We start from the raw sequence: 19,887 nt of genomic DNA on the forward strand, positions 1-19,887 counted from the left end.
TACGTCACGGATCGCACCGGAACAGGCCCCGGGACATCCGGCACACCTGAAAAGGTGGTCGCCCGTTACGCACAGCAAGCGAGGGACTTAAGTCCCTCGGGCAGGGGAATGCTTCCCCTGCCCGCTACCGCCGCGTATCGGGTTGCCTGGAACCGGCAGTCAGAGGGGTGGGTCGAACGGGAGTGAGCTCATGACGGTGGCAGGCGAAAGGGTGCCTGACGTTGCGAGTACGACCGCGTGCTGGGCGCCCCAGTCCTCGGTGGTGGTAGATCATTCGTTACGCGTCGAGGAGTACCTCGCCGACGGCGTCTACCTGATCCATGTGGCGGTCCCGGACAGCGGTGATCCGCGCGACGTGAACCTCTCGATCGTCTCGGGTCGACTGTACGTAGCGGTGCGGGACCGACATGCGGTTCGGGGTGTACTCGACCGCGCCATCCCGTTGCCGCCGAGCGCTGATACCAGCGGTGTCACCGCGCGCTATGCGGCGGGGATCGTCGAGGTTCGGGTGCCGATCGTCGCGCGTGTCTCGGCGTGAGGTGGATCAGCAGCTCGAAGTCCAACGCGTGCAACGATAGGGACTTTGGCTCCTTCGTGACGGTGAAGGGCGCTCGTAACGTGCGGTGGTACAGGTGAAGCACGCGGCGCGTGCTTCACCTGTACCACCGCTCCCTCACGGAAAGGTGCTCGCCCCATGGAAGCGGTGGAATTGGCGCCCCGCCGTGCGGCGGCCGGACGAGCTTCCCGAGCCAGTGTGGACGCTCAAGGTGTTGGCGACCACGCAGCTGCGCACCGGCGTACGGGAGGAGTTGCTCACTGTGCTGCCGGGAACGGCCCGCGGGCGGCCAACTCGATATCGAGGACGAGCCGGGCGGTGCGCGCGTGACCGGGGCCAGGGAGCTCGGGCTGACCGTCCGGCCGTTGCCGCGCCCGCCCTCAACCGCGGCAGCGCCGTAATAGCAGCATGCCTCGCACGGTGTTGCCCCGGCGTGGTCGCCTGCTGCGGCGCCACTGGATCCTGGCGTTCCTCGTCGGTGAGCTGATCGGTTTCGTTCCGCCCGCCGTCGCAGGTGCCGCGCTGGTCGCAATCGCCGCCGCACCAATCGGCCTGGTCGCGGGGCTTACCGTCGCCGGCGCAGTAGAAGGGACCGTCCTCGGTATAGCCCAGGCGTGGGTGCTGCGGGCACACGCCCCGGCGGTGAACCGCCGACGGTGGATTGTTGTCACCACGGCAGCGGCGGGATATGCCTGGCTGGTCGGCATGGTGATCGGGACCTACGGTCCCGACAGCCCCCTGCCACCCGCGATTTTCGTGGTGCTGGCGGTTCTGGCGGGTGTCTCGGCCCTGTTGGCGATGGGTGCCGGTCAGTGGCTCGTGTTGCGCCGCGCTGTCGCCGGTGCCGGTAGGTGGGTCTGGGTGACCGCCGGGGCCTGGCTGGTCGGTGTGATGATCCCGGTCGGTGCGCTGTCCATCCTTCCCGACGGTTGGCCGCTGGCCGGGCACGTCGCGGTGGCCATCGTCTCGGCCGTGTTGATGGGGGTTACCGTGGGCGCGCTGACGGGCCGGACACTCGCCCGCCTGGTGTACGGCACAGCTCGACGCCGCACCCGGCGCGTCAGACAGTCCCCAGAGGAAACGAACGGGTGCTGAGGCATCGGTGATCACCTCGCGGGTGTGACCAGGGAAACGGGCCGAACGCGCCAGACACACCCGGCGTGACTGACGGCAGTCCGTGCGGGACCGGGCCATGCGCATGGCCGCGAGATTCACTCGCCACGCAGGTCCCTTACGCGGAATATGACAACGCCCACGGCCGCGGCGACCAGCCCTTCGAACGCCATCACCGCCGCGGCGGTGATGGCCATCTCTACGGCAGGCACGGCGGCGAGGTGCCGGAACGGGCTCACGTCCATTACGAAGTCGGGAAGGTCGAGGAACCCTCCGACGAAATCCAGCAGGAACGTGGCCACCAGCAGCCCGTAGGTCAGTGGTACCGCGATGCGCGGCACCACTCCGATCAGGAAGATGCCGATGCCGAGAAACAGCACGGCCACCGGAACCACGTTCAGACCCGCAGCCAGCGCGTCGGGCAACGTGATTGGCGTCCCAGACAGGCCCGTGGCCAGCCACGCGACCACCCCGGCGCCGAGCGCCAGCAGTACCGTGGCGATCGTGGTGACGACCACTCGCGTGCCGAGCCACCGGCCGCGCCCGATCGGGCGGGCCAGCAGGTGCTCGATACGCCAGCTCGCTTCCTCCTCGCGGATTGCGGCGACCTGGCCCACGGCGAACAACGCCACGAGCACGGCGACGAGCGCCGCGAAGATCCAGGCGACCAGCCCTTCGGCGGTGTTGATCGCGCCCCAACCGGCTTGCTCCGCCAGCGCCACCGTCGTGGGCATCCGCGCGGCGGCGTCCACGAAGTCACTGGCCAGGAGCCCGAAGACCAACGCGAGGATGCCGATGATCGTGCCCCAGGTCACCATGGCGCCCCGCGTGAGGCGAACGACCAGCGCCAGGTGCGAGTTCACGGGACGTGTCCAGCGGGTCGCTGCTTCGCCACGGCCGAACGTGCCGCCGTGAAGGTCGCGTCGGCCGAGCAGGAGGCCGAGCGCGATCAACCCGATCAGTAGCGCGGCGAAGGCGGTGAGGACCGTGGCGCGCGCCTGATCGACCTCGTGTAGGAAACCGACCCAGCCGAACGGGGTGGTCCACCACAGCCAATCGGGGGTGCCGCCTGCCGCGGCGATCAGGCGCAGGAGCAGTGCGGCCGCGAGCACGGCTCCGCCGATTTCCAGCGTCCGGCGACGCGTCCGGGCCAGCTGGCTCGCCACGGCACCGACCGCACCGAACGACGCACCGAGCAACCCGACAGCCGCACCAGTCGCCCAGGCGGTGGCGGAGTCCATACCGGCCGCCGCGTGGCCTGCTCCGACTGCCACCGCGAACACCGCGTACACGGTGACGAGCGCTGCCAACGCCGAGGTCAGCATGCCGCGTGGTGAGATCGCACCCGCGCGGAGCAGTTCGACCTGCCCCGACTCCTCGGCTGCCCGCAGCAGCCGTGTTGCGGCCAACAACCCCCAGATGGCCACGAGGATGCCGAACATCCCCCACCGCGACAGCACCAGGCCCTCCAGTGTGGCGGTTTCCACGAGCCTGCCGGTCAGCGCCTCGAAAGCGGGTACGCCTGCTGCATCGGCGAGTGCCTGGCGCTCGGCGTCGGTAGCGAAGCGGTCCTCGAACGTCGCGACAACGGCGGCGCCCAACCCGGCCAGTGCCGCGATCCAGGCGATCGCCGTGTTACGGAGGATACGCAGCTGATGCTGGTAGAGCCGCCACCACACCGCAGCCACCGGCCGCCCAGATACGGTGCCGGTGTTCGACCGCACGTTCGACGGGTGGTCGAGCCCGGTCACCATGAGCCCTCCCCTGCCGTTTCCGACACCGGCGAGGGAGTGTCGTAGAAGACCTGGAACAGCTCTTCCAACGAGGGTTCGCGCATCTGCATCGAGGTCACCGTGGCCGTGGCGAGGGCCTTGAGCAGCGGGTCGACCGGCCCGGTGACCTGCAACCGGAGGACGCCGTCCCGTGCGACCGCGTTCGCCACCCCTGGCACCCCGTCCAGCACAGGTGCCGGTCCCGCGTAGCTTGCCTGGACCGTCGTGGCGTGCAGGTGCCGCAGCTCGGCAAGCGTGCCGTGCTCGACGAGCCTGCCCTCCCGGAGCACCGCAACCCGGTCGCAAACCGCCTCTACCTCCGAGAGGATGTGGCTGGACAGCACGATGGTCTGGCCACGCTGCTTGGCCTCGCGCAGGCAGTCCTGGAACGTCGCGGTCATCAACGGGTCCAACCCGCTGGACGGCTCGTCCATCACCAGCAGCGGAGCGCGTGTCATCAACGCGGCGATCACGCCGATCTTCTGGCGGTTTCCCTTGGAGTAGCTGCGCCCGCGCTTGCGAGGGTCGAAGGCGAATCGTTCCACCAGCTCGTCGCGGTCGTGCCGGTCGTATGCCCCGGAGGTGGTACCGAGCAGATCGAGCATCTGGGCACCGGTCAATTGTGGCCACACCGGGAACTCCCCGGGGATGTAGGCAAGCTGCCGGTGTCCTTCGACCGGGTGCGCCCAGGCGTCGATGCCGAAAACCCGCGTGCGTCCGCTGGTCGGCTTGAGGAGCCCGAGCATCGTACGCAGCGCGGTGGTCTTACCGGCGCCGTTCGGGCCGAGCAGTCCGATGATCTCGCCTTCGCGCACCGCCAGCGTCAGCTGATCGAGCGCGGTTACGGCCCCGAATCGCTTGGTCACCGAGTCGAACTCAACGGCCGGGCTGCCGGGTACGTGCATGATCGCCCTCCTTGCCCAGGCTGCTGGCAGTGTCGGTGTCAGCCTGCCGACTCTGCGCCACCGCGCACAGCGACTATCGTCCACAATCGGGGGACCGGAAGTCCTGGATCCAGCGCCGTCGGAAGGGTTGACTGGGGCCCATGACACATCCGGTACCAAGCCTCGACGCATATTCGCCTCCGGAGGTCGCGCGCCGCGTCGAGGAGTTCGGCATCGTCAAGGCCCGCTCCCCCTGGTGGCAGTCCGCCATGCTCGGAGTGTTGGCTGGCGGGTTCATCGGCATGGGCGGCCTCTACTACACAGTGGTCACCGCGGGTGGGCAGTCCTGGGCGCAGCTCGCGGGCGGATTCGTGTTCGCTACCGGGTACATCCTGGCGATTATCGCCGGTGCCGAGGTGTTCACCAGCAACAACCTGCTGGCGATGGCGTGGGCGTCGCGGAAGGTCACCACCTGGCTGCTGCTCCGCAACTGGGGCCTGATCCTCCTGGCGAATGCCGTCGGCGCGATAGGGCTCGCCGTGCTGTTCGTCATGTCCGGACTACCGGAAAGCGGCGGGGGTGAGGTCGGCCGCCGTGCGATCGAGGTCGCGCAGCATAGCTCTACCTTGCCGGTGTCGCACGCGTTCGCGCTCGGAGTGTTGGGCAACCTGTTCGTCTGCCTCGCGGTGTGGGTATCGCTCGCGGGCCGCAGCGTGACGGACCGGGTCGTGGGGATCGTTCTGCCGCTGTCGGCGCTCGGTGCGGCGAACCTGGAGCATGTCGCCGCCGGCCTCTACTTCCTGCCGCGCGGGCTGCTCATCGAATGGCTGTTCCCGGATATCGCCGCGGACGTTCCCGCCATCTCAGTTGGTGGCGGTGCGCTGACGTTGCTCGTCGTCATCGCGGGCAACATCGTTGGTGGCAGCTTGATGGTGGCGTTGGCCTACTACGTCACCTACTTGCGCCCCGCTTACCGCGGTCAGACGGCTGCATGAGTGGCAGCCGGGCGAGGTGAAGGCCTAAGGGCCCTGCTGTCGGGGCCGTTCGCCCGCTGAGATCCGCAGCTCGGCTGCGCGAGCCTGAACCGGTCCGGACAGGTGACGAGACAGCGGGGAGCGACCATGACGGTACGTGTCGGTATCAACGGGCTCGGTCGGATTGGCCGGATGGTGCTGCGTCGGGTGCTGACCAGCGACACCGATGTCGAAGTGGTGGGGATCAACGATGTGGCACCGGTGGCCGAGCTCGCGCACCTGCTGGCCTACGACTCGACCTACGGTCCACTGGACCGGCATGTGTACTCGGTCCCGGATGCGATCGTGGTGGACGGGACAACCATCCCCGTGTCGGCATGCCGGGAACCGGAACGCATCGGCTGGCGGGCTGTCGGCGCCGACGTGGTCATCGAATCCAGCGGGTTGTTTCGCACCCGCGAGCAAGCGGGCGGGCATCTCAAAGGCGGGGCCAGCCGGGTGCTGATTTCGGCCCCGGGCAAGGACGTGGACTTCACCGTGGTGATGGGCGTCAACGGTGACCAGTACGACGCTGACGTCCACGAGGTGATCTCGAACGCGTCTTGCACGACGAACTGCGTCGCGCCCATGGTGAAGGTGCTCGACGACGCGTTCGGCGTGAGCAAGGCCTTCATGACCACGGTGCACGGTTACACCAACGATCAAGTCGTGCTCGACGCCCCCCACAAGGACCTGCGCCGCGCCCGCTCGGCGGGCGTCAACATCATCCCCACCAGCACCGGCGCGGCACGCGCGACCGGGCATGTTCTTCCCGACTTGGAGGGTCGGATCGACGGGGCGGCCATGCGGGTCCCGGTCGACGACGGGTCGCTGACCGACCTGACCGTGCTGCTGACCCGCGAGGTCACCGCGGACGAGGTGAACGAGGCCTTCGCCAACGCGGCAGCGGGCGAGCTGAGCGGGATCGTGCGCTACACGGATCATCCGATCGTCTCGAGGGACATCATCGGAGACCCGGCTTCCTGCGTTTTCGACTCGTTGCTCACGCAGGTCAACGGGAACTTCGTGAAGGTGTTCGGTTGGTACGACAACGAATGGGGATACGCCTGCAGGCTCGTCGAGTTCGCCGAGCACATCGGACAGTAAGTCGCCTGGCCCCAATGTGTCCGGAGCGCCCGGTCGACTTCCGGTCATCGATAGCCCGAAGGAGAGGGACGACATGGAAACGAAAAGGTGGACCGTCGACATCCACATCGACGAGTACGAAGACCGCACCAGGGCGCGCGCTACTTTGCGGAACCGCGACGAGACCGGGGTATCCGGTGAAGGTATCGCGTTGCTGAACCCGAGCGACCTGAACGTGCCGGAGATCGGTGACGAGCTCGCGGTGGCGCGGGCGCTCGCCGAGCTGGCGAACCGCCTGCTCGATATTACCGCTGGCGACATCGAAGCCATCACCCACGAGCCAGTTCACCTGCGCCGGTAATCGACTCTCCAGATTCCGCGACAGTGAGGATGGTGACCAGCATGCCGAATCCTGTGGTGCATTTCGAGATTGGCGGGCGTGACCTGGACCGCCAGCGTAGCTTCTACCGAGACCTGTTTGGGTGGACCTTCGACACCGCCGATCCCAAGTACGCGTTGATATCGAGCGAAGATTCCGGCATCGGCGGCGGACTGATGCAGGTCGACAACGACATGACGCCGTATGTCGCGGTCTATGTTGCCGTCGATGACCTCGAAGCCGCTCTTGGTAAGGCCGTCGCGCTCGGCGGAAAGCGGGTGCTCGGGCCGACTCCGATACCCGATGTGGGCACCTTCGCGGTGTTCACCGATCCGGACGGCAATCCGGTCGGCCTGTTCCACGAGGGCTGATTCGGATGCGGTGACCTGGGCTGCCGGTCGGTGAGGCGTATGCCCGCGGCCTGCACCCGGCGCTGTGGATCGTGACCTCGTACGAGGGGATGGATGAGCTCGTGACTGAAACCGATCAATACACCTGGCCCCGGATCAGCAAACCGTCCAGCACCAAGCTCGGTGCCAACCTCGATCACTACGATCGGCGGTGCGCCGAGTTCTCGTGGGAAGCCGAGCGGCAGCGGCTGGCTGGTCTGCCGGGCGGGGCGGGATTGAACATCGCTTACGAGGCCGTCGACCGGCATGCCGACGGTCCCCGTGCGCGCACGACCGCGTTGCGGTGCATCGATCGCCACGAGGGCGTCACCGATATCACCTACGCCGAGCTGCGGTACCGGAGCAACAGGTTCGCCAACCTGCTGCGAGGTCTCGGCGTCAGCCAAGGCGAGACGGTGTTCACGCTGCTGAACCGCATTCCCGAGCTCTACGACGCGGTGCTGGGGGCCTGGAAGGCAGGCTGTATCGTAGCGCCGCTGTTCGCCGCGTTCGGCCCCGAGCCGGTGCTGGAACGGATGCGGCTCGGTGATGCACGGGTACTGGTGACCACGGCCACGCTCTACCGCCGTAAGGTCGAACCCGTTCGCCGGTACCTGCCAGGCCTGCGGCACGTGTTGATCGTGGGAGATTCGGCCCCGGTAGATACCACCGCGTTGGATCCGATGCTCCAGGCGAGTGCCACCGCCTTCGGCGCCGTGCCGACGAAGCCGGAGGATCCGGCCTTGCTGCACTTCACAAGCGGCACGACCGGACGGCCGAAAGGCGTTGTGCACGTGCACGACGCGGTGGTCGCTCACCATGCCACCGCCGCGTACGCGCTCGACCTCCGTGAGGGGGACATCTACTGGTGTACGGCTGATCCCGGCTGGGTGACCGGCATGTCCTACGGAATCATCGCTCCGTTGACCCATGGCGTCACAGTGGTCACCGATCAGGGTGAGTTCGACGCTCCCCGGTGGTACCGGATCCTGGCGGGACAGCGGGTCACGGTGTGGTACACGGCCCCGACCGCGCTGCGCATGTTGATGCGTCACGGTACCGAACTACTCGCACGCCACGATCTATCCGCGCTGCGGTTCGCGGCGAGTGTCGGCGAGCCGCTCAATCCGGAAATCGTGATGTGGAGTCAGGAGGCGTTCGGCATCCCGGTGCACGACAACTGGTGGCAGACCGAGACCGGGGCCATCATGTTGAGCAATTTCCAGGCCGAGGACATCAAGCCAGGATCGATGGGCAGGCCGGTACCGGGAATCCAAGTCGGGCTGCTGGAACGTGGCAGCGACGGTCGTGCGCGGGTGCACGACGGGCGCGTGTCCGAGGTCTCCGAACCAGAGGTGGCAGGGGAGCTCGCGATCCGTACCGGATGGCCATCCATGTTCCGGCAATACCTGAACGATCCCGATCGGTACGCATCCTCGTTCGCCGACGGTTGGTACCTGACGGGGGACGTGGCCAGACGGGACGACGAAGGCTACTACTGGTTCGTCAGCCGTGCTGACGATGTCATCAAGTCAGCGGGACACCTGGTCGGCCCGTTCGAGGTGGAAAGCGCGTTGATGGCCCACCCCGCGGTGGCCGAGGTCGGTGTGATCGGCAAGCCCGACCCGGTGGCGGGGGAACTGGTCAAGGCGTTCGTGGTGTTGCGAAGCGGCTACCACGGCAGCGAGCAGCTCCGGGACGAGCTCCTCAGTTTCGGCCGCCGCCTGCTCGGTGCGGTGGCTCCCAAGGAGGTCGCCATCGTCGACGCGGTACCCCACACCCGTAGCGGCAAGATCATGCGTCGGTTGCTCAAGGCGCGAGAGCTCGGCCTCGACGAAGGCGATACCTCCACTATGGACTGGCACTCATGAACGGAACAGATTCCAGCGCACGTATGCGTATGCTGACCGAGATGGTCCGCATTCGCCGGTTCGAACAGCGGTGTGTCGAGCTGTACAGCGCGACGAAGATCCGTGGGTTCATGCACCTCTACATCGGAGAGGAAGCAGTGGCCACCGGGGCACTGACGCCGTTGACGCCGGAGGACGCGGTGGTGTCGACCTACCGCGAGCACGGCCACGCCCTGGCTAGGGGTATGCCCATGGCGGCGCTCATGGCCGAGATGTTCGGCAAGGTGACCGGTTGCAGTCGCGGCCGAGGCGGGTCGATGCATCTGTTCGATGCGAGCAGGAAGTTCTACGGCGGCAATGCCATCGTCGGCGGGGGATTGCCCCTCGCGGTCGGCCTCGCGCTGGCGGACAGCATGCGTGGTCGCCAGGCTGTCACCATGTGCCTGTTCGGTGACGGCGCGGCCGCGGAAGGCGAGTTCCATGAAACGATGAACCTGGCGGCGCTGTGGCAGCTGCCGGTGCTGTTCTGCTGCGAGAACAACTACTACGCCATGGGAACAGCTCTCGAGCGCAGTCACGCGGAAACGGATCTGGCGCTGCGAGCGAGCTCGTACGGGGTGCGTTCGTGGGCGGTGGACGGGATGGACGTTCAAGCGGTCGCGCGCGCCACGGCCCGCGCGGCGGATATGGCACGGACCGGTTCCGGTCCGTGCTTCCTGGAGTTCCGTACGTACCGGTTCCGGGCGCACTCGCTGTACGACCCCGAACGCTACCGCGACCGGGCAGAGGTCGATCGATGGAAGGAACGCGATCCGATCGAGTCGCTGACACGGCGCATGCGCGACTCCGGCGAGTTGTCCGATGAGGATCTGGAGAAGCTGGAATTCGGCGTGGAATCGGAGATCGATCGTGCCGTCGCCGAAGCGGACTCGGACGAGGAGGAGCCTGTGGACGACCTGGAACGATTCGTGTACGCCGACGGGAAGTGATCACATGCGTACCAGCTACCGGGAGGCGCTGCGCGCCGCGATCCGCGAAGCGCTGCTGGCGGACGACCGTACGTTTCTCATGGGTGAGGACGTAGGCCGGTACGGCGGTTGCTTCGCGGTGAGCCTCGGGCTGCTCGAGGAGTTCGGCGAGCAACGCGTGCGGGACACCCCGCTGTCCGAATCGGCCTTCGTCGGCGCTGGAATCGGCGCCGCTATGGCGGGAATGCGGCCCATCGTGGAGATCATGACGGTGAACTTCAGCTTGCTGGCACTGGACCAGATCATGAACAACGCCGCGACGCTGCGCCACATGTCCGGCGGGCAGATAGGCGTTCCGCTGGTGATCCGGATGACAACGGGCGGCGGGAGGCAGCTTGCGGCACAGCACTCCCACAGCCTGGAAGGCTGGTACGCGCACATTCCGGGACTTCGCGTCGTCGCGCCCGCGACGGTGGCCGACGCCAGGGGAATGCTCCCCACGGCACTCGAGGATCCCGATCCGGTACTGCTGTTCGAGCACGGTGGCCTGTACGGCACCGAGGACGACCTGGCAGAGGACGCGGGGGCGGTGGACATCGACCGCGCGGCGATCCGCCGGGACGGTTCCGACCTGACGTTGATCGCCTACGGCGGGACCGTGCGAACGGCGCTCCAGGCAGCCGACGTGCTCGCAGGTCAGGGCATCGCTGCCGAGGTCATCGACCTGCGCACGTTGCGCCCCTTGGATGAACGGGCATTCCTCGACTCGGTCGGCCGCACCCATCGAGCGGTGATCGTGGACGAGGGATGGCGCAGCGGCAGCCTGGCCGCCGAGATCGCCGCTCGAATCGGCGAGCGGGCGCTGTACGAGCTCGACGCCCCGGTCCAACGTGTCTGTACCGCCGAGGTACCGCTGCCGTACGCGAAGCACCTCGAGGACGCGGCGCTGCCCAGCCCGGAGCGGGTCGTCGATGCGGCGCTGAAGACGGTGACGTGAGATGGCGCAGCTCACCATGCCCTCGCTGGGAGCGGACATGACGGAGGGAACGCTGCTTGAGTGGCTGGTCGGGCCGGGTGATGCGGTTCGTAAGGGGGATGCCGTCGCCGTCGTGGATACCAGCAAGTCGGCGGTGGAGATCGAATGCTTCGACAGTGGCACGATCGACCGGTTGCTGATAGAGGAAGGCACGACGGTCGCCGTGGGCGAGCCACTCGCGGTGATCGATGCCGCCGCGACGGCACCTCGCGAACCGGCTCACCCGCGGGCGGATTCGCAGGCGGAGCCGGTGGCGCCATCGCTTGAGCCCGCCGAGCGCCCTGCGCCGGAACCGTCCCCGGCGCCGGAACCGTCCGCTGCGGCGGCTAGGGCACTCCCGCAGGCTTCCCCGAACGTGCGCAAGCTCGCTGCACAGCTCGGTGTGGATCTCCGCACTGTGCGCGGTACCGGCAGGCGCGGTTTTCCTACCAGGAAGGATGTGGAGCAGGCAGCGGGGCGCACGGCGGAGCGGACCGCTCACGTCGAGCAGCGGGAGCCCGAGCGGCCGTCCACCACCGCGACGTCGTCGGGGCGCCGGATCACCCCGTACGCGCGCCGGCTGGCCGCCGAGCTCGGCGTCGACCACGACGCGCTGCCGCGCGATCGTGTGGTGCGGGCGGCCGACGTCCGCGCGGTCGCAGCGGATACGGGCGGCGAGGAACGTCCCGCGGAGGTCCCGGATGACGTTCGGCCGGAGGTGGCTGTGCCGCGTGAGCCACGCACCGGTGCGGCTCGTACGGGCATGCGCGCGGCGATCGCGGACGCCATGGCTCGCTCGAAGCGGGAGATCCCGCATTACTACCTCGCCACGACCGTCGACGTGACGGAGACGCTGGAGTGGCTCCGCCGGTGCAATCGGGATCGTCCGGTTGACGACCGGATCGTCCCGGCTGCGGTGCTGCTCGCCGCCGCCGCCGCGGCGGCGAGTACGGTGTCCGAGCTCAACGGTCACTGGCTGGATGGCGAATTCGTGCCCGCGCGGTCGGTGGACTTGGGCGTGGCGGTCTCGCTGCGCGGTGGCGGGTTGGTGGTTCCGGTCCTTCCGGACGCGGCCTCGCGATCGGTTGCCGAGGTCATGTCGTGGTTGCGTGGCGCCGTTCAGCGGGCACGTGCCGGTCGTATGCGCTCCAGTGATCTGGGGGCCGCCTCCATCACCGTGACCAATCTCGGCGACCTCGGCGTCGATGTGGTGTACGGCGTCATCCATCCCCCGCAGGTCGCGCTCGTGGGATTCGGGGCGGTGCGCGACCGGCCGTACGCCGTCGATGGCCTGCTCGGCGCGCGCTCCACGGTGCAGGCGAGCCTGGCCGCTGATCACCGCGCGACCGACGGGGCAACCGGCGCACGATTCCTCACCGCCCTCCAGCACCACCTTCACCGAGCAAAGGAGTGAGTCATGAACAATCCGCAGGCTACAGACCAGGTAGGTGAGTTGGTAGCGGTGTCGCTTCGGACGATCGTCCCCGACATCGATCCTGCCGTTATCGACGGCGATGCCCCGCTACAGGAGGAAGCCGAACTCGACTCCCTCGACTTCCTCGCCTTCGTGGCCCAGCTGAGCAAGCGCAGCGGCCTGCGCATCGAGGAGGACGATTACGGCGAACTGGGCACCTTCACGGGCTGTATCGACTACCTACGGCGGCGTCTCGGCGGCCAGGGCTGACACCGGGAGACGAACGTCCCGGACCGGACCACCGGAATGCCCTAACCACAGCAGCCGCGTACCGGCGAGGCTGGGGTGAGACCGGACGAAGGAGCCACGATATGACGGCCTGGACGCCTTCCGAACTTCGGGCGCTCGAGCTCGCACTCGGCGCTGCGCCCTCGGTACAGGACACGATGCCATGGGTGGTGGAGTCCCACCCGGATCGGGTTGATCTGTTCGAGTGGACGGACCGACCGCTGGCGCACCACGACCCCACGGGACGGGATCGGTTGATCTCGTGCGGCGCGGCGTTGACCAACCTCCGGGTGGCGGCGCGCTCCCTCGGACGTATCACCGAGGTCGAGCTCTTCCCGGAAGCGGACCGGCCTGCCCTCGTCGCGCGGGTGACCCCGTCGGGCGAGAAGTCCGCGACCGCTCGCGAGTCCGCGCTCCACCGCGCCGTGCACCGGCGCCGCACCTACCGGCACCCGTTCTCCGGGCAGGTCGTAGCAGGCGAGCTCGCCGCCGACCTCGCGGCAGCGGGCCACAGTGAGGACGTGGGCGTCCATCGGGTCATGGCCACGGACCTGACTCCGCTCGCCGAGGTGCTGACCTACGCGGCAACGGCGCTGCGCGGCGACCGGGGGTTGCAGCGAGAGCTGGCCATGTGGATGGGCACGCACGCGAGCAGCTCGACCGAGGGGAAAGCGCCGCCTTTCGCGCCACCAGCGGATAACACCTTGCCGTGGATGGGGCTGGTCCGTTCCAGTACCCGGATCCCGGACAGCCACGTACTGGCGAGCAGGTTGGCCGAGGAGCTGCTGCTTGTGGTACACACCGGTACCGACACGGCGCCGGACCATGTCCGTGCAGGCGCCGCGTTGCAGCGGATCTGGCTCTCGGCAGTCGATGCGGGCCTGGTCGGCAACGTCATCACGCAGCCGCTCCACCTGACCGACGTGCGTACCCGGCTGGGCGAGCGGCTCGGCATCGCGGGGTTCCCGCAGGTGATGGTGCGTATCGGGTACCCGGCCGACGAGGTGACCGATGCCCCGAAAGATCTCCGTGGCTACCTGCGGCGCACCGAAGCCAAGGGGACACTGCGATGAGGCGGCCGTCGTGAACGTCATCGCGCACACCCACCGGGCCACCGGCGACGGCCGCCGGATCCTGCGAGGCAGGCTCGCCCTCGGCAGCGTTCGGGGCATACCGATCGCGGCGCACTGGTCGGTGCTCGCGATCGTGTTGCTGGTGGCCTACCTCCTCGCGGCACACGTGTTGCCCGCGCTCGCTCCGGAACGGGGCGTTGTCGCGTACTGGACGGCAGGCGCGATCGGCGCGATGCTGCTGCTGGCCTCGCTGCTCGTCCACGAACTCGCCCATTCCGTGATGGCGCTGCGCTACGGTGTGCGGGTCGACCGCATCACCTTGTGGATGCTCGGCGGGGTGGCGGAGTTCGCGGAGGAATCGCCGCACGCGCGAGCGGAGCTGCGGATCGCGGTGGTCGGGCCGCTCGCCAGCCTCGTCATCAGCATCGGCGGGTTCGCGCTCGCCGCACTCGTGGCCACCATCGCCGATCCGCTGCTGCTCGGTGTCGTGATCTGGGTGGCAGCGACGAACCTCGTCATCGCGGTGTTCAACATGCTTCCCGGGGCGCCGTTGGACGGCGGGCGGGTACTCCGCGCGGTGTTGTGGCGCCGCACGGGCGACAGGGAACGGTCGTCGCAGCACGCCGCTCGTGTGGGACGTGGTCTGGGGATCGGGTTGATCGCCTTCGGTGCGATCCAGGTGCTCGTCGGCGCGATTCTGGGGTTGTGGCTGATGCTGATCGGGTGGTTTCTCGTCAGCGCGGCCACCATCGAGTTGGGTAGTTCCGTGGAGCGACTACTGCTGGCCGGGGTGCGTGTCGACGAGGTGATGCGACGCCATCCGGTGGTGGTGCGCGCCGATGTCACGGTGCGGTCGGTGGTCGATGCCATCGCGATGAGGCAGGGGCAGCGGGTGCTGCCCGTGGTGGACTCCCACGGTATGCCGGTCGGTGTGGTGAGTCTGACCGACCTCGCTCGCGTTCCGCCCGAGGCTCGGGCGAGTACGATGATGGCCGACGTCGGCAGGCCGCTTCGAGAGGGGTCGATCGTCGCGCCTGACGACGACATGGCGGGCGTGATCGCTCGCTCGGCACTGCTTCCGGGGCGTGATCTGCTGATCGTCACCGACGGTGGTGAGCTCGTCGGCACCGTCAGCGCCGAGGACGTGCGAAGCGGCCTCGAGATCGCGGCGTTGCGTGCCTCCGGACGGGACGAGCGGTCGGTGCGCTGAGATCTCATCGGGACCTCGCCTGCGAGCCCGTCATCTCATCCGCGTACGGCAAGCCGGGGCGTCCGGCAGTCGTCCGAGCGCGCTTCGCTCCCGGCCCGGCGGTCGCCCCAGGACCGGGAGCGGAGGCCGGGCGCTCAGCGCTCGGCTGGAGCAGGTGCTTCGTGGATGGGCTGCCACCGATCCGTGAGATCGTCCTCGAGCTGACGCATGGTGGTGTACTCCAGGTCCTCGAGAGGCAGCCGGTGCGGTTCGAACGGTCCGTGCCGCCGGAGATAGTCCATCGTGACGTTCGCCTGCTGGCGGGCTCTGTCGAACGAGGGGTCGGCGAACAGGTCGCGCGGCCCGACCAGCTTGCCATCGGTGACCTGGAATCCGAGTGCGACGACACGCGGCGGGCCATCGAAGCGGGTGGGGTGCGCCTGATCGAGGCCCACGGGCATCAGCGGGGCGTGATGGGAGCCGCGCATGCATCCCGCGACGGTGTAGGGGAAGGCGAACGGTTCGAGCACCTCGCCCACGGCGGGCAGGCCGGACTGGCAGCGGACGATCATCACCGGGTCGTCCTTGCCGACGTACTTTCCTGCGATGAGCGACAGCCGCTGCGTTGACGTCGCCGCGGCCGTGGCGGCCAGGGTCTTGGAGTGGATGCGGTGAACGACGTAGCGAGCGGGCGCGCCGATGTACATCAGCATGTCGTAGAGCTCGCTCGGGCAGTCGAACACGATCCGCTTCTCCTCGTGCAGGTCGTAGACCTCGAACAGGAAGCCGGGATGCATGTTCTTGTCGATCACCAGTCCGGCGGTGTTGAACGGATCGGCGAACATCCGGTACAGGGGTAGGTTCCATGCCCCAGGTTCGGTCTTGTCCGCGAGGAAGCAGATCATCGGCTCGCTGGGCCGCTCGGTGAACTCCAACTCGGCGTACCCGGGTCCCATACCGCGGAGGTTGCCGCTGAAGGCGTCGGAAAGCAGGTCCTGTCCCGCGCCGTAGAGGCCGAGCCGCTGCGCGATCGATGTGGTGTGCTGGAACAGCTCCCAGGCGAACGAGTGAACGGCCTCGGCGTCGGCCCCGTGCCCGTGAACCATGATCAGCGCCAGGTCGTCGCCGCAGGACGCGACCTGACCGTCCGAGAGCAGCCCGGTGTTGACGGCGTCCGCGAGCCACTCGCGAGCGGCGTGTTCCATATCGGGGTGGACGGCCGAGTGACCGACGAACCCACCGGTATCGGCCTTGATGATGCTGAGTGTAGTCATACGCTCGACCCTGTCAGCGGTGGCGGCGTCCCTGGCAGGGGACGAGGTCCCACGGTTACGGGACGATCGGGCATCGTGCTGGGCCGGTCTCGGCAGGCGACCAACGTTTCGATCGCCGCTGCTCGCGCGTGACGCGCCACCTCGATATCCTCCTCGGCGGCGACGACCACCACTCGCGTGGAGCCGCCTGGCGCGCTGATATCCGTTCCCGGCAGGCAATGGGCGTTGCTGACCTTGTCGATGGCGACTCCCAGGAATCGCAAACCGTTGGTCACGTCGTTACGGAGCACCGCGTCGTGTTCGCCGATACCACCGGTGAAGGCGAGCACATCCATACCGTTCATCGCCGCCGCCATCGCCGCGATCCCGGCGCGGAGTCGGTGGACGTACACGTCGACGGCGAGCCGCGCCCGCTGGTCACCGCGTTCCGCGGCCTGCCGCACGGCGCGCATATCCGAGGCACGATGGGGAAGTTCGGACAGCCCGGCGAGTCCGGAGCGGCGTTCCAGCCCATCGGACAGCGATTCCAGGTCGAGCCTGTCTTCGCGCAGTAGCCACAGCAGCATGCCCGGATCGACCGATCCGCAACGGGTTGCCATCACCAGGCCGTCCAGCGGCGTGAATCCCATGGTGGTGTCCACCGAACGGCCGCCGTCGATGGCGCACAGCGAGGCACCCGCACCGAGGTGCGCGCTGACGATCCGCACTGTATCGCGGGGCCGTTGCAGTAGTTCAGGAACCTGGCGGGCCACCGAGGCGTGGGAAAGGCCGTGGAAACCGTACTTACGGAGGTTCCACCGGTCGCGCCACGCTCTCGGCACCGCGTAGGTGGCGGCCGCCTGCGGGAGGTCGGCATGGAAGGCGGTGTCGAAGCACGCGATGTGCGGCACCCCGGGCAACGCTGCCCGGGCAGCGTCGAGTGCGTCGATCGCGCGGCGGTGGTGTAACGGCGCGAGCTCGGTGAGCGAGCCGAGTTCGGCGCGGATAGTGTCGTCGATGACCACCGGTTCGGCGAGGGATGGTCCACCATGGACGAATCGATGACCTACTGTCGCCACCGGTGGTAGCGGACGGAGAAACTCGATCACGGGGGTTGCCTCACCCGTTGTCCATGGCTGGACCGTGCGCGTGGCTATGCGCCTGTACTCTCGGTCGAGCAGGCTGAGTTTGAGGCTGGATGAGCCCGAGTTGACCACGAGTACGTTCATCGCCACGTCCATTCCCGCACCTCGGGGAGGTCTTCGCCGTACTGGCGGATCCACCGCCGGTGCTTGATTCGTTGGTCCGCCATGTGTTGGTGCAGCCTGGCTGCTCGTGCGCCGAGCAGCGGTACCCGTTCCAGTACGTCGATGACCAGCTTAAATCTGTCCATGTCGTTGAGAACCAGCATGTCGAACGGTGTCGTGGTGGTTCCCTCCTCCTTGTATCCGCGAACGTGAAGGTTGACATGGTTGGTCCGGCGATAGGTGAGGCGGTGAATCAGCCACGGGTAGCCGTGGTAGGCGAAGATCACCGGTCGGTCGGTGGTGAACAGCGCGTCGAACTCGGCGTCGGTCATGCCGTGGGGGTGCTCGGTGTGGGGTTGCAACCGCATCAGGTCGACGACGTTCACGACCCGTACATTCAGCGACGGTAGGTGCTTGCGCAGCAGCGACGCGGCGGCGAGCACTTCGTGCGTTGGGGCGTCACCCGCACATGCCAGGACCACGTCGGCAGCGCCGTCGTAGTCGTTGCTCGCCCACTCCCAGATTCCAGCCCCCCGCGCGCAGTGCTGTACGGCATCGTCGATGCTCAACCAGTTCGGTGAGGAGTTCTTCCCCGCCACGATCACGTTGATGAGGTCGTGGCTGCGCAGGCACTGATCGGCCACCGCCAGCAGGCTGTTGGTGTCCGGCGGCAGGTACACCCGGATGACCTCTGCCTTCTTGTTCACCACATGATCGATGAACCCGGGATCCTGGTGCGAGAAGCCATTGTGGTCCTGGCGCCAGACATGGGAGCTGAGCAGGTAGTTGAGCGAGGCCACCGGGTGTCGCCAACGTAGCTGCTGATGCACCTTCAACCATTTGGCATGCTGGTTGAACATCGAGTCGACGATGTGGATGAAGGCCTCGTAGCAGTTGAACAGGCCGTGCCTACCGGTGAGCAGGTAGCCCTCGAGGAAGCCCTGGCACAGGTGCTCGGAGAGCACTTCCACCACGCGCCCGCTCGGTACCAGGTGCTCGTCACCGTCGAGCGTTTCGGGTTGCCACTGTTTGCCGGTGACGCCGTACAGCGCATCTAGCCGGTTGGACGCGGTCTCGTCAGGGCCGAACACGCGGAAGTTGCGCGCGTGCTCGTTGCGCCGTACCACGTCGGCGAGGTACGCGCCGAGTGCCCTGGTCGGGGCGGAGTACGTGCGACCGTGCTCGGCGACATCGGCGCGGAACCGGGAGACATCGGGCAACCGCAACCGGCGCAGCAGCATCCCGCCGTTGGCGTGAGGGTTGGCACCCATGCGCCGCTCGCCACCGGGAATCTGCTCCAGTACGTGCGGAAGTGGCCTACCCTCGTGATCGAACAGCTCCTCCGGTCGGTAGCCGCGGAGCCACTCTTCCAGCATTCGGAGGTGCTCCGGGTCGTGGTTGGCCGCGGGCAGCGGGACCTGGTGGGCCCGCCAGGTCCCTTCGATCGCTGACCCGTCCACTTCGCGCGGCCCGGTCCATCCCTTGGGGCTTCGCAGCACGATCAGGGGCCACTGCGGCCGTTGCCGTACCCCGTCGCGGCGCGCCCGCTGCCGGATTAGCGTGATCTGCTCGACGACGTCGTCGAGCACCGTCGCCATCCGCTGGTGGGCCTGCTCGGGTTGATCGACGGTCACGTAGTACGGGGCGTAGCCGTAACCGCGCAGCAGCGCGTCGAGTTCGTCGTGCGGGATGCGTGCCAGTATCGCGGGATTGGCGATCTTGTAACCGTTCAGGTGGAGGATCGGCAGTACCGCCCCGTCGTGGACCGGATCGAGGAACTTGTTGCCGTGCCAGCCAGCGGCGAGCGGACCGGTCTCGGCCTCACCGTCGCCGATCACGCACGCCACGATCAGTTCCGGATTGTCGAACGCCGCGCCGAACGCGTGTGCCAGCGAGTATCCGAGCTCCCCGCCTTCATGGATGGATCCGGGAACCTCGGGAGCCACGTGGCTCGGCACTCCGCCGGGAAACGAGAACTGGCGGAAGAGCAGACGCATGCCGTCGACATCACGGGTGACATCGGTGTTCGTTTCGCTGTAGCTTCCTTCGAGCCAGGTATTCGCCAGCAGCGCGGGCCCGCCGTGACCGGGACCGGTCACGTAGATCATGTCAAGGTCGTGCCGCGTGATGACGCGATTCAGGTGCGTGTAGACGAAGTTCAGTCCGGGAACGGTGCCCCAGTGGCCAAGCAGCCGGGGTTTGAGGTGCACGCGCGACAGCGGCTCGGCCAGCAACGGGTTGTCCAGCAGGTAGAGCTGGCACGCTGACAGGTAGTTCGCGGCACGCCAGTGGGCGTCGAGTACGTCCAACTCGTGTTCCTGCAGCGCCTCCTGGCCTGCCACGGACATGCCGCCTCCTCGCCTACTGGGTTGGACCCGGCAGGCGCGTGACCGGCTAT

Annotated in this window: 18 protein-coding genes; 13 read left to right on the top strand and 5 right to left on the bottom strand. The window is 67.7% G+C overall.

All coding sequences use genetic code 11. The features are described from left to right. Positions 1 to 262: 262 nt before the first annotated feature. Positions 263 to 538 carry an Hsp20/alpha crystallin family protein gene (locus F8178_RS17440; protein WP_317495904.1) on the top strand — a complete coding sequence of 92 codons (276 nt, stop codon included), beginning with the start codon at positions 263 to 265 and terminating at the stop codon, positions 536 to 538. A 426-nt stretch (positions 539 to 964) separates the two neighbouring features. Then, the gene (locus F8178_RS17445) at positions 965 to 1,651 is read left to right on the top strand and encodes a hypothetical protein (RefSeq protein WP_317495905.1); all 687 of its coding nucleotides are present in this window, start codon (positions 965 to 967) and stop codon (positions 1,649 to 1,651) included. Positions 1,652 to 1,767: 116 nt separating this feature from the next. Here the strand turns inward: F8178_RS17445 and F8178_RS17450 are convergent, their stop codons facing one another. Next, a complete protein-coding gene (locus tag F8178_RS17450) occupies positions 1,768 to 3,423 on the bottom strand; it encodes a hypothetical protein (RefSeq protein WP_317495906.1) in 1,656 nt (551 codons plus the stop codon). Next, a complete protein-coding gene (locus F8178_RS17455) occupies positions 3,417 to 4,346 on the bottom strand; it encodes an ABC transporter ATP-binding protein (RefSeq protein WP_317495907.1) in 930 nt (309 codons plus the stop codon). The genes F8178_RS17450 and F8178_RS17455 overlap by 7 nt, the downstream gene beginning before the upstream one ends. Positions 4,347 to 4,486: 140 nt before the next feature. Between F8178_RS17455 and F8178_RS17460 the strand changes: the two genes are divergently transcribed. The 11 genes from F8178_RS17460 to F8178_RS17510 all read left to right on the top strand — a co-directional run bounded on the left by F8178_RS17460 (position 4,487) and on the right by F8178_RS17510 (position 15,010). Then, positions 4,487 to 5,320: a formate/nitrite transporter family protein gene (locus F8178_RS17460; RefSeq protein WP_317495908.1), complete on the top strand. Its 834-nt coding sequence runs from the start codon at positions 4,487 to 4,489 to the stop codon at positions 5,318 to 5,320. Positions 5,321 to 5,446: 126 nt separating this feature from the next. Continuing rightward, positions 5,447 to 6,445 carry a type I glyceraldehyde-3-phosphate dehydrogenase gene (gene gap, locus F8178_RS17465; protein ID WP_317495909.1) on the top strand — a complete coding sequence of 333 codons (999 nt, stop codon included), beginning with the start codon at positions 5,447 to 5,449 and terminating at the stop codon, positions 6,443 to 6,445. A 73-nt stretch (positions 6,446 to 6,518) separates the two neighbouring features. Then, entirely contained in the window at positions 6,519 to 6,785 is a 267-nt protein-coding gene (locus F8178_RS17470; protein WP_317495910.1) for a DUF1876 domain-containing protein, read from the top strand. Positions 6,786 to 6,826: 41 nt separating this feature from the next. Continuing rightward, positions 6,827 to 7,174: a VOC family protein gene (locus tag F8178_RS17475; RefSeq protein WP_317495911.1), complete on the top strand. Its 348-nt coding sequence runs from the start codon at positions 6,827 to 6,829 to the stop codon at positions 7,172 to 7,174. A 101-nt stretch (positions 7,175 to 7,275) separates the two neighbouring features. Next, entirely contained in the window at positions 7,276 to 9,063 is a 1,788-nt protein-coding gene (acsA, locus tag F8178_RS17480) for an acetate--CoA ligase (protein ID WP_317495912.1), read from the top strand. Positions 9,064 to 9,092: 29 nt separating this feature from the next. Next, on the top strand, positions 9,093 to 10,031 hold the full coding sequence (gene pdhA / locus F8178_RS17485; RefSeq protein ID WP_317495988.1) for a pyruvate dehydrogenase (acetyl-transferring) E1 component subunit alpha: 939 nt from the start codon (positions 9,093 to 9,095) through the stop codon (positions 10,029 to 10,031). 4 nt (positions 10,032 to 10,035) lie between these two features. Further along, positions 10,036 to 11,007, top strand: a complete 972-nt coding sequence (locus F8178_RS17490; protein ID WP_317495913.1) for an alpha-ketoacid dehydrogenase subunit beta — start codon at positions 10,036 to 10,038, stop codon at positions 11,005 to 11,007. Position 11,008: 1 nt separating this feature from the next. Beyond that, entirely contained in the window at positions 11,009 to 12,439 is a 1,431-nt protein-coding gene (locus tag F8178_RS17495; RefSeq protein WP_317495914.1) for a dihydrolipoamide acetyltransferase family protein, read from the top strand. 3 nt (positions 12,440 to 12,442) lie between these two features. Further along, positions 12,443 to 12,709: a phosphopantetheine-binding protein gene (locus F8178_RS17500; RefSeq protein WP_317495915.1), complete on the top strand. Its 267-nt coding sequence runs from the start codon at positions 12,443 to 12,445 to the stop codon at positions 12,707 to 12,709. 101 nt (positions 12,710 to 12,810) lie between these two features. After that, the gene (locus tag F8178_RS17505; RefSeq protein ID WP_317495916.1) at positions 12,811 to 13,800 is read left to right on the top strand and encodes an Acg family FMN-binding oxidoreductase; all 990 of its coding nucleotides are present in this window, start codon (positions 12,811 to 12,813) and stop codon (positions 13,798 to 13,800) included. A gap of 10 nt (positions 13,801 to 13,810) precedes the next feature. Further along, entirely contained in the window at positions 13,811 to 15,010 is a 1,200-nt protein-coding gene (locus tag F8178_RS17510; RefSeq protein ID WP_317495917.1) for a site-2 protease family protein, read from the top strand. A 134-nt stretch (positions 15,011 to 15,144) separates the two neighbouring features. Here the strand turns inward: F8178_RS17510 and fbp are convergent, their stop codons facing one another. The 3 genes from fbp to F8178_RS17525 all read right to left on the bottom strand — a co-directional run bounded on the left by fbp (position 15,145) and on the right by F8178_RS17525 (position 19,837). Further along, positions 15,145 to 16,263, bottom strand: a complete 1,119-nt coding sequence (gene fbp / locus F8178_RS17515; RefSeq protein WP_317495918.1) for a fructose-1,6-bisphosphate aldolase/phosphatase — start codon at positions 16,261 to 16,263, stop codon at positions 15,145 to 15,147. Next, the gene (locus tag F8178_RS17520; RefSeq protein ID WP_317495919.1) at positions 16,260 to 17,321 is read right to left on the bottom strand and encodes an acetate/propionate family kinase; all 1,062 of its coding nucleotides are present in this window, start codon (positions 17,319 to 17,321) and stop codon (positions 16,260 to 16,262) included. Before F8178_RS17520 ends, fbp begins: the two co-directional genes overlap by 4 nt. Before the next feature lie 146 nt (positions 17,322 to 17,467). Continuing rightward, positions 17,468 to 19,837 carry a phosphoketolase family protein gene (locus F8178_RS17525; protein WP_317495920.1) on the bottom strand — a complete coding sequence of 790 codons (2,370 nt, stop codon included), beginning with the start codon at positions 19,835 to 19,837 and terminating at the stop codon, positions 17,468 to 17,470. Positions 19,838 to 19,887: the final 50 nt, after the last annotated feature.

The sequence above is a fragment of the Haloechinothrix sp. LS1_15 genome (genome assembly GCF_033042135.1).
Lineage (GTDB): Bacteria > Actinomycetota > Actinomycetes > Mycobacteriales > Pseudonocardiaceae > Haloechinothrix.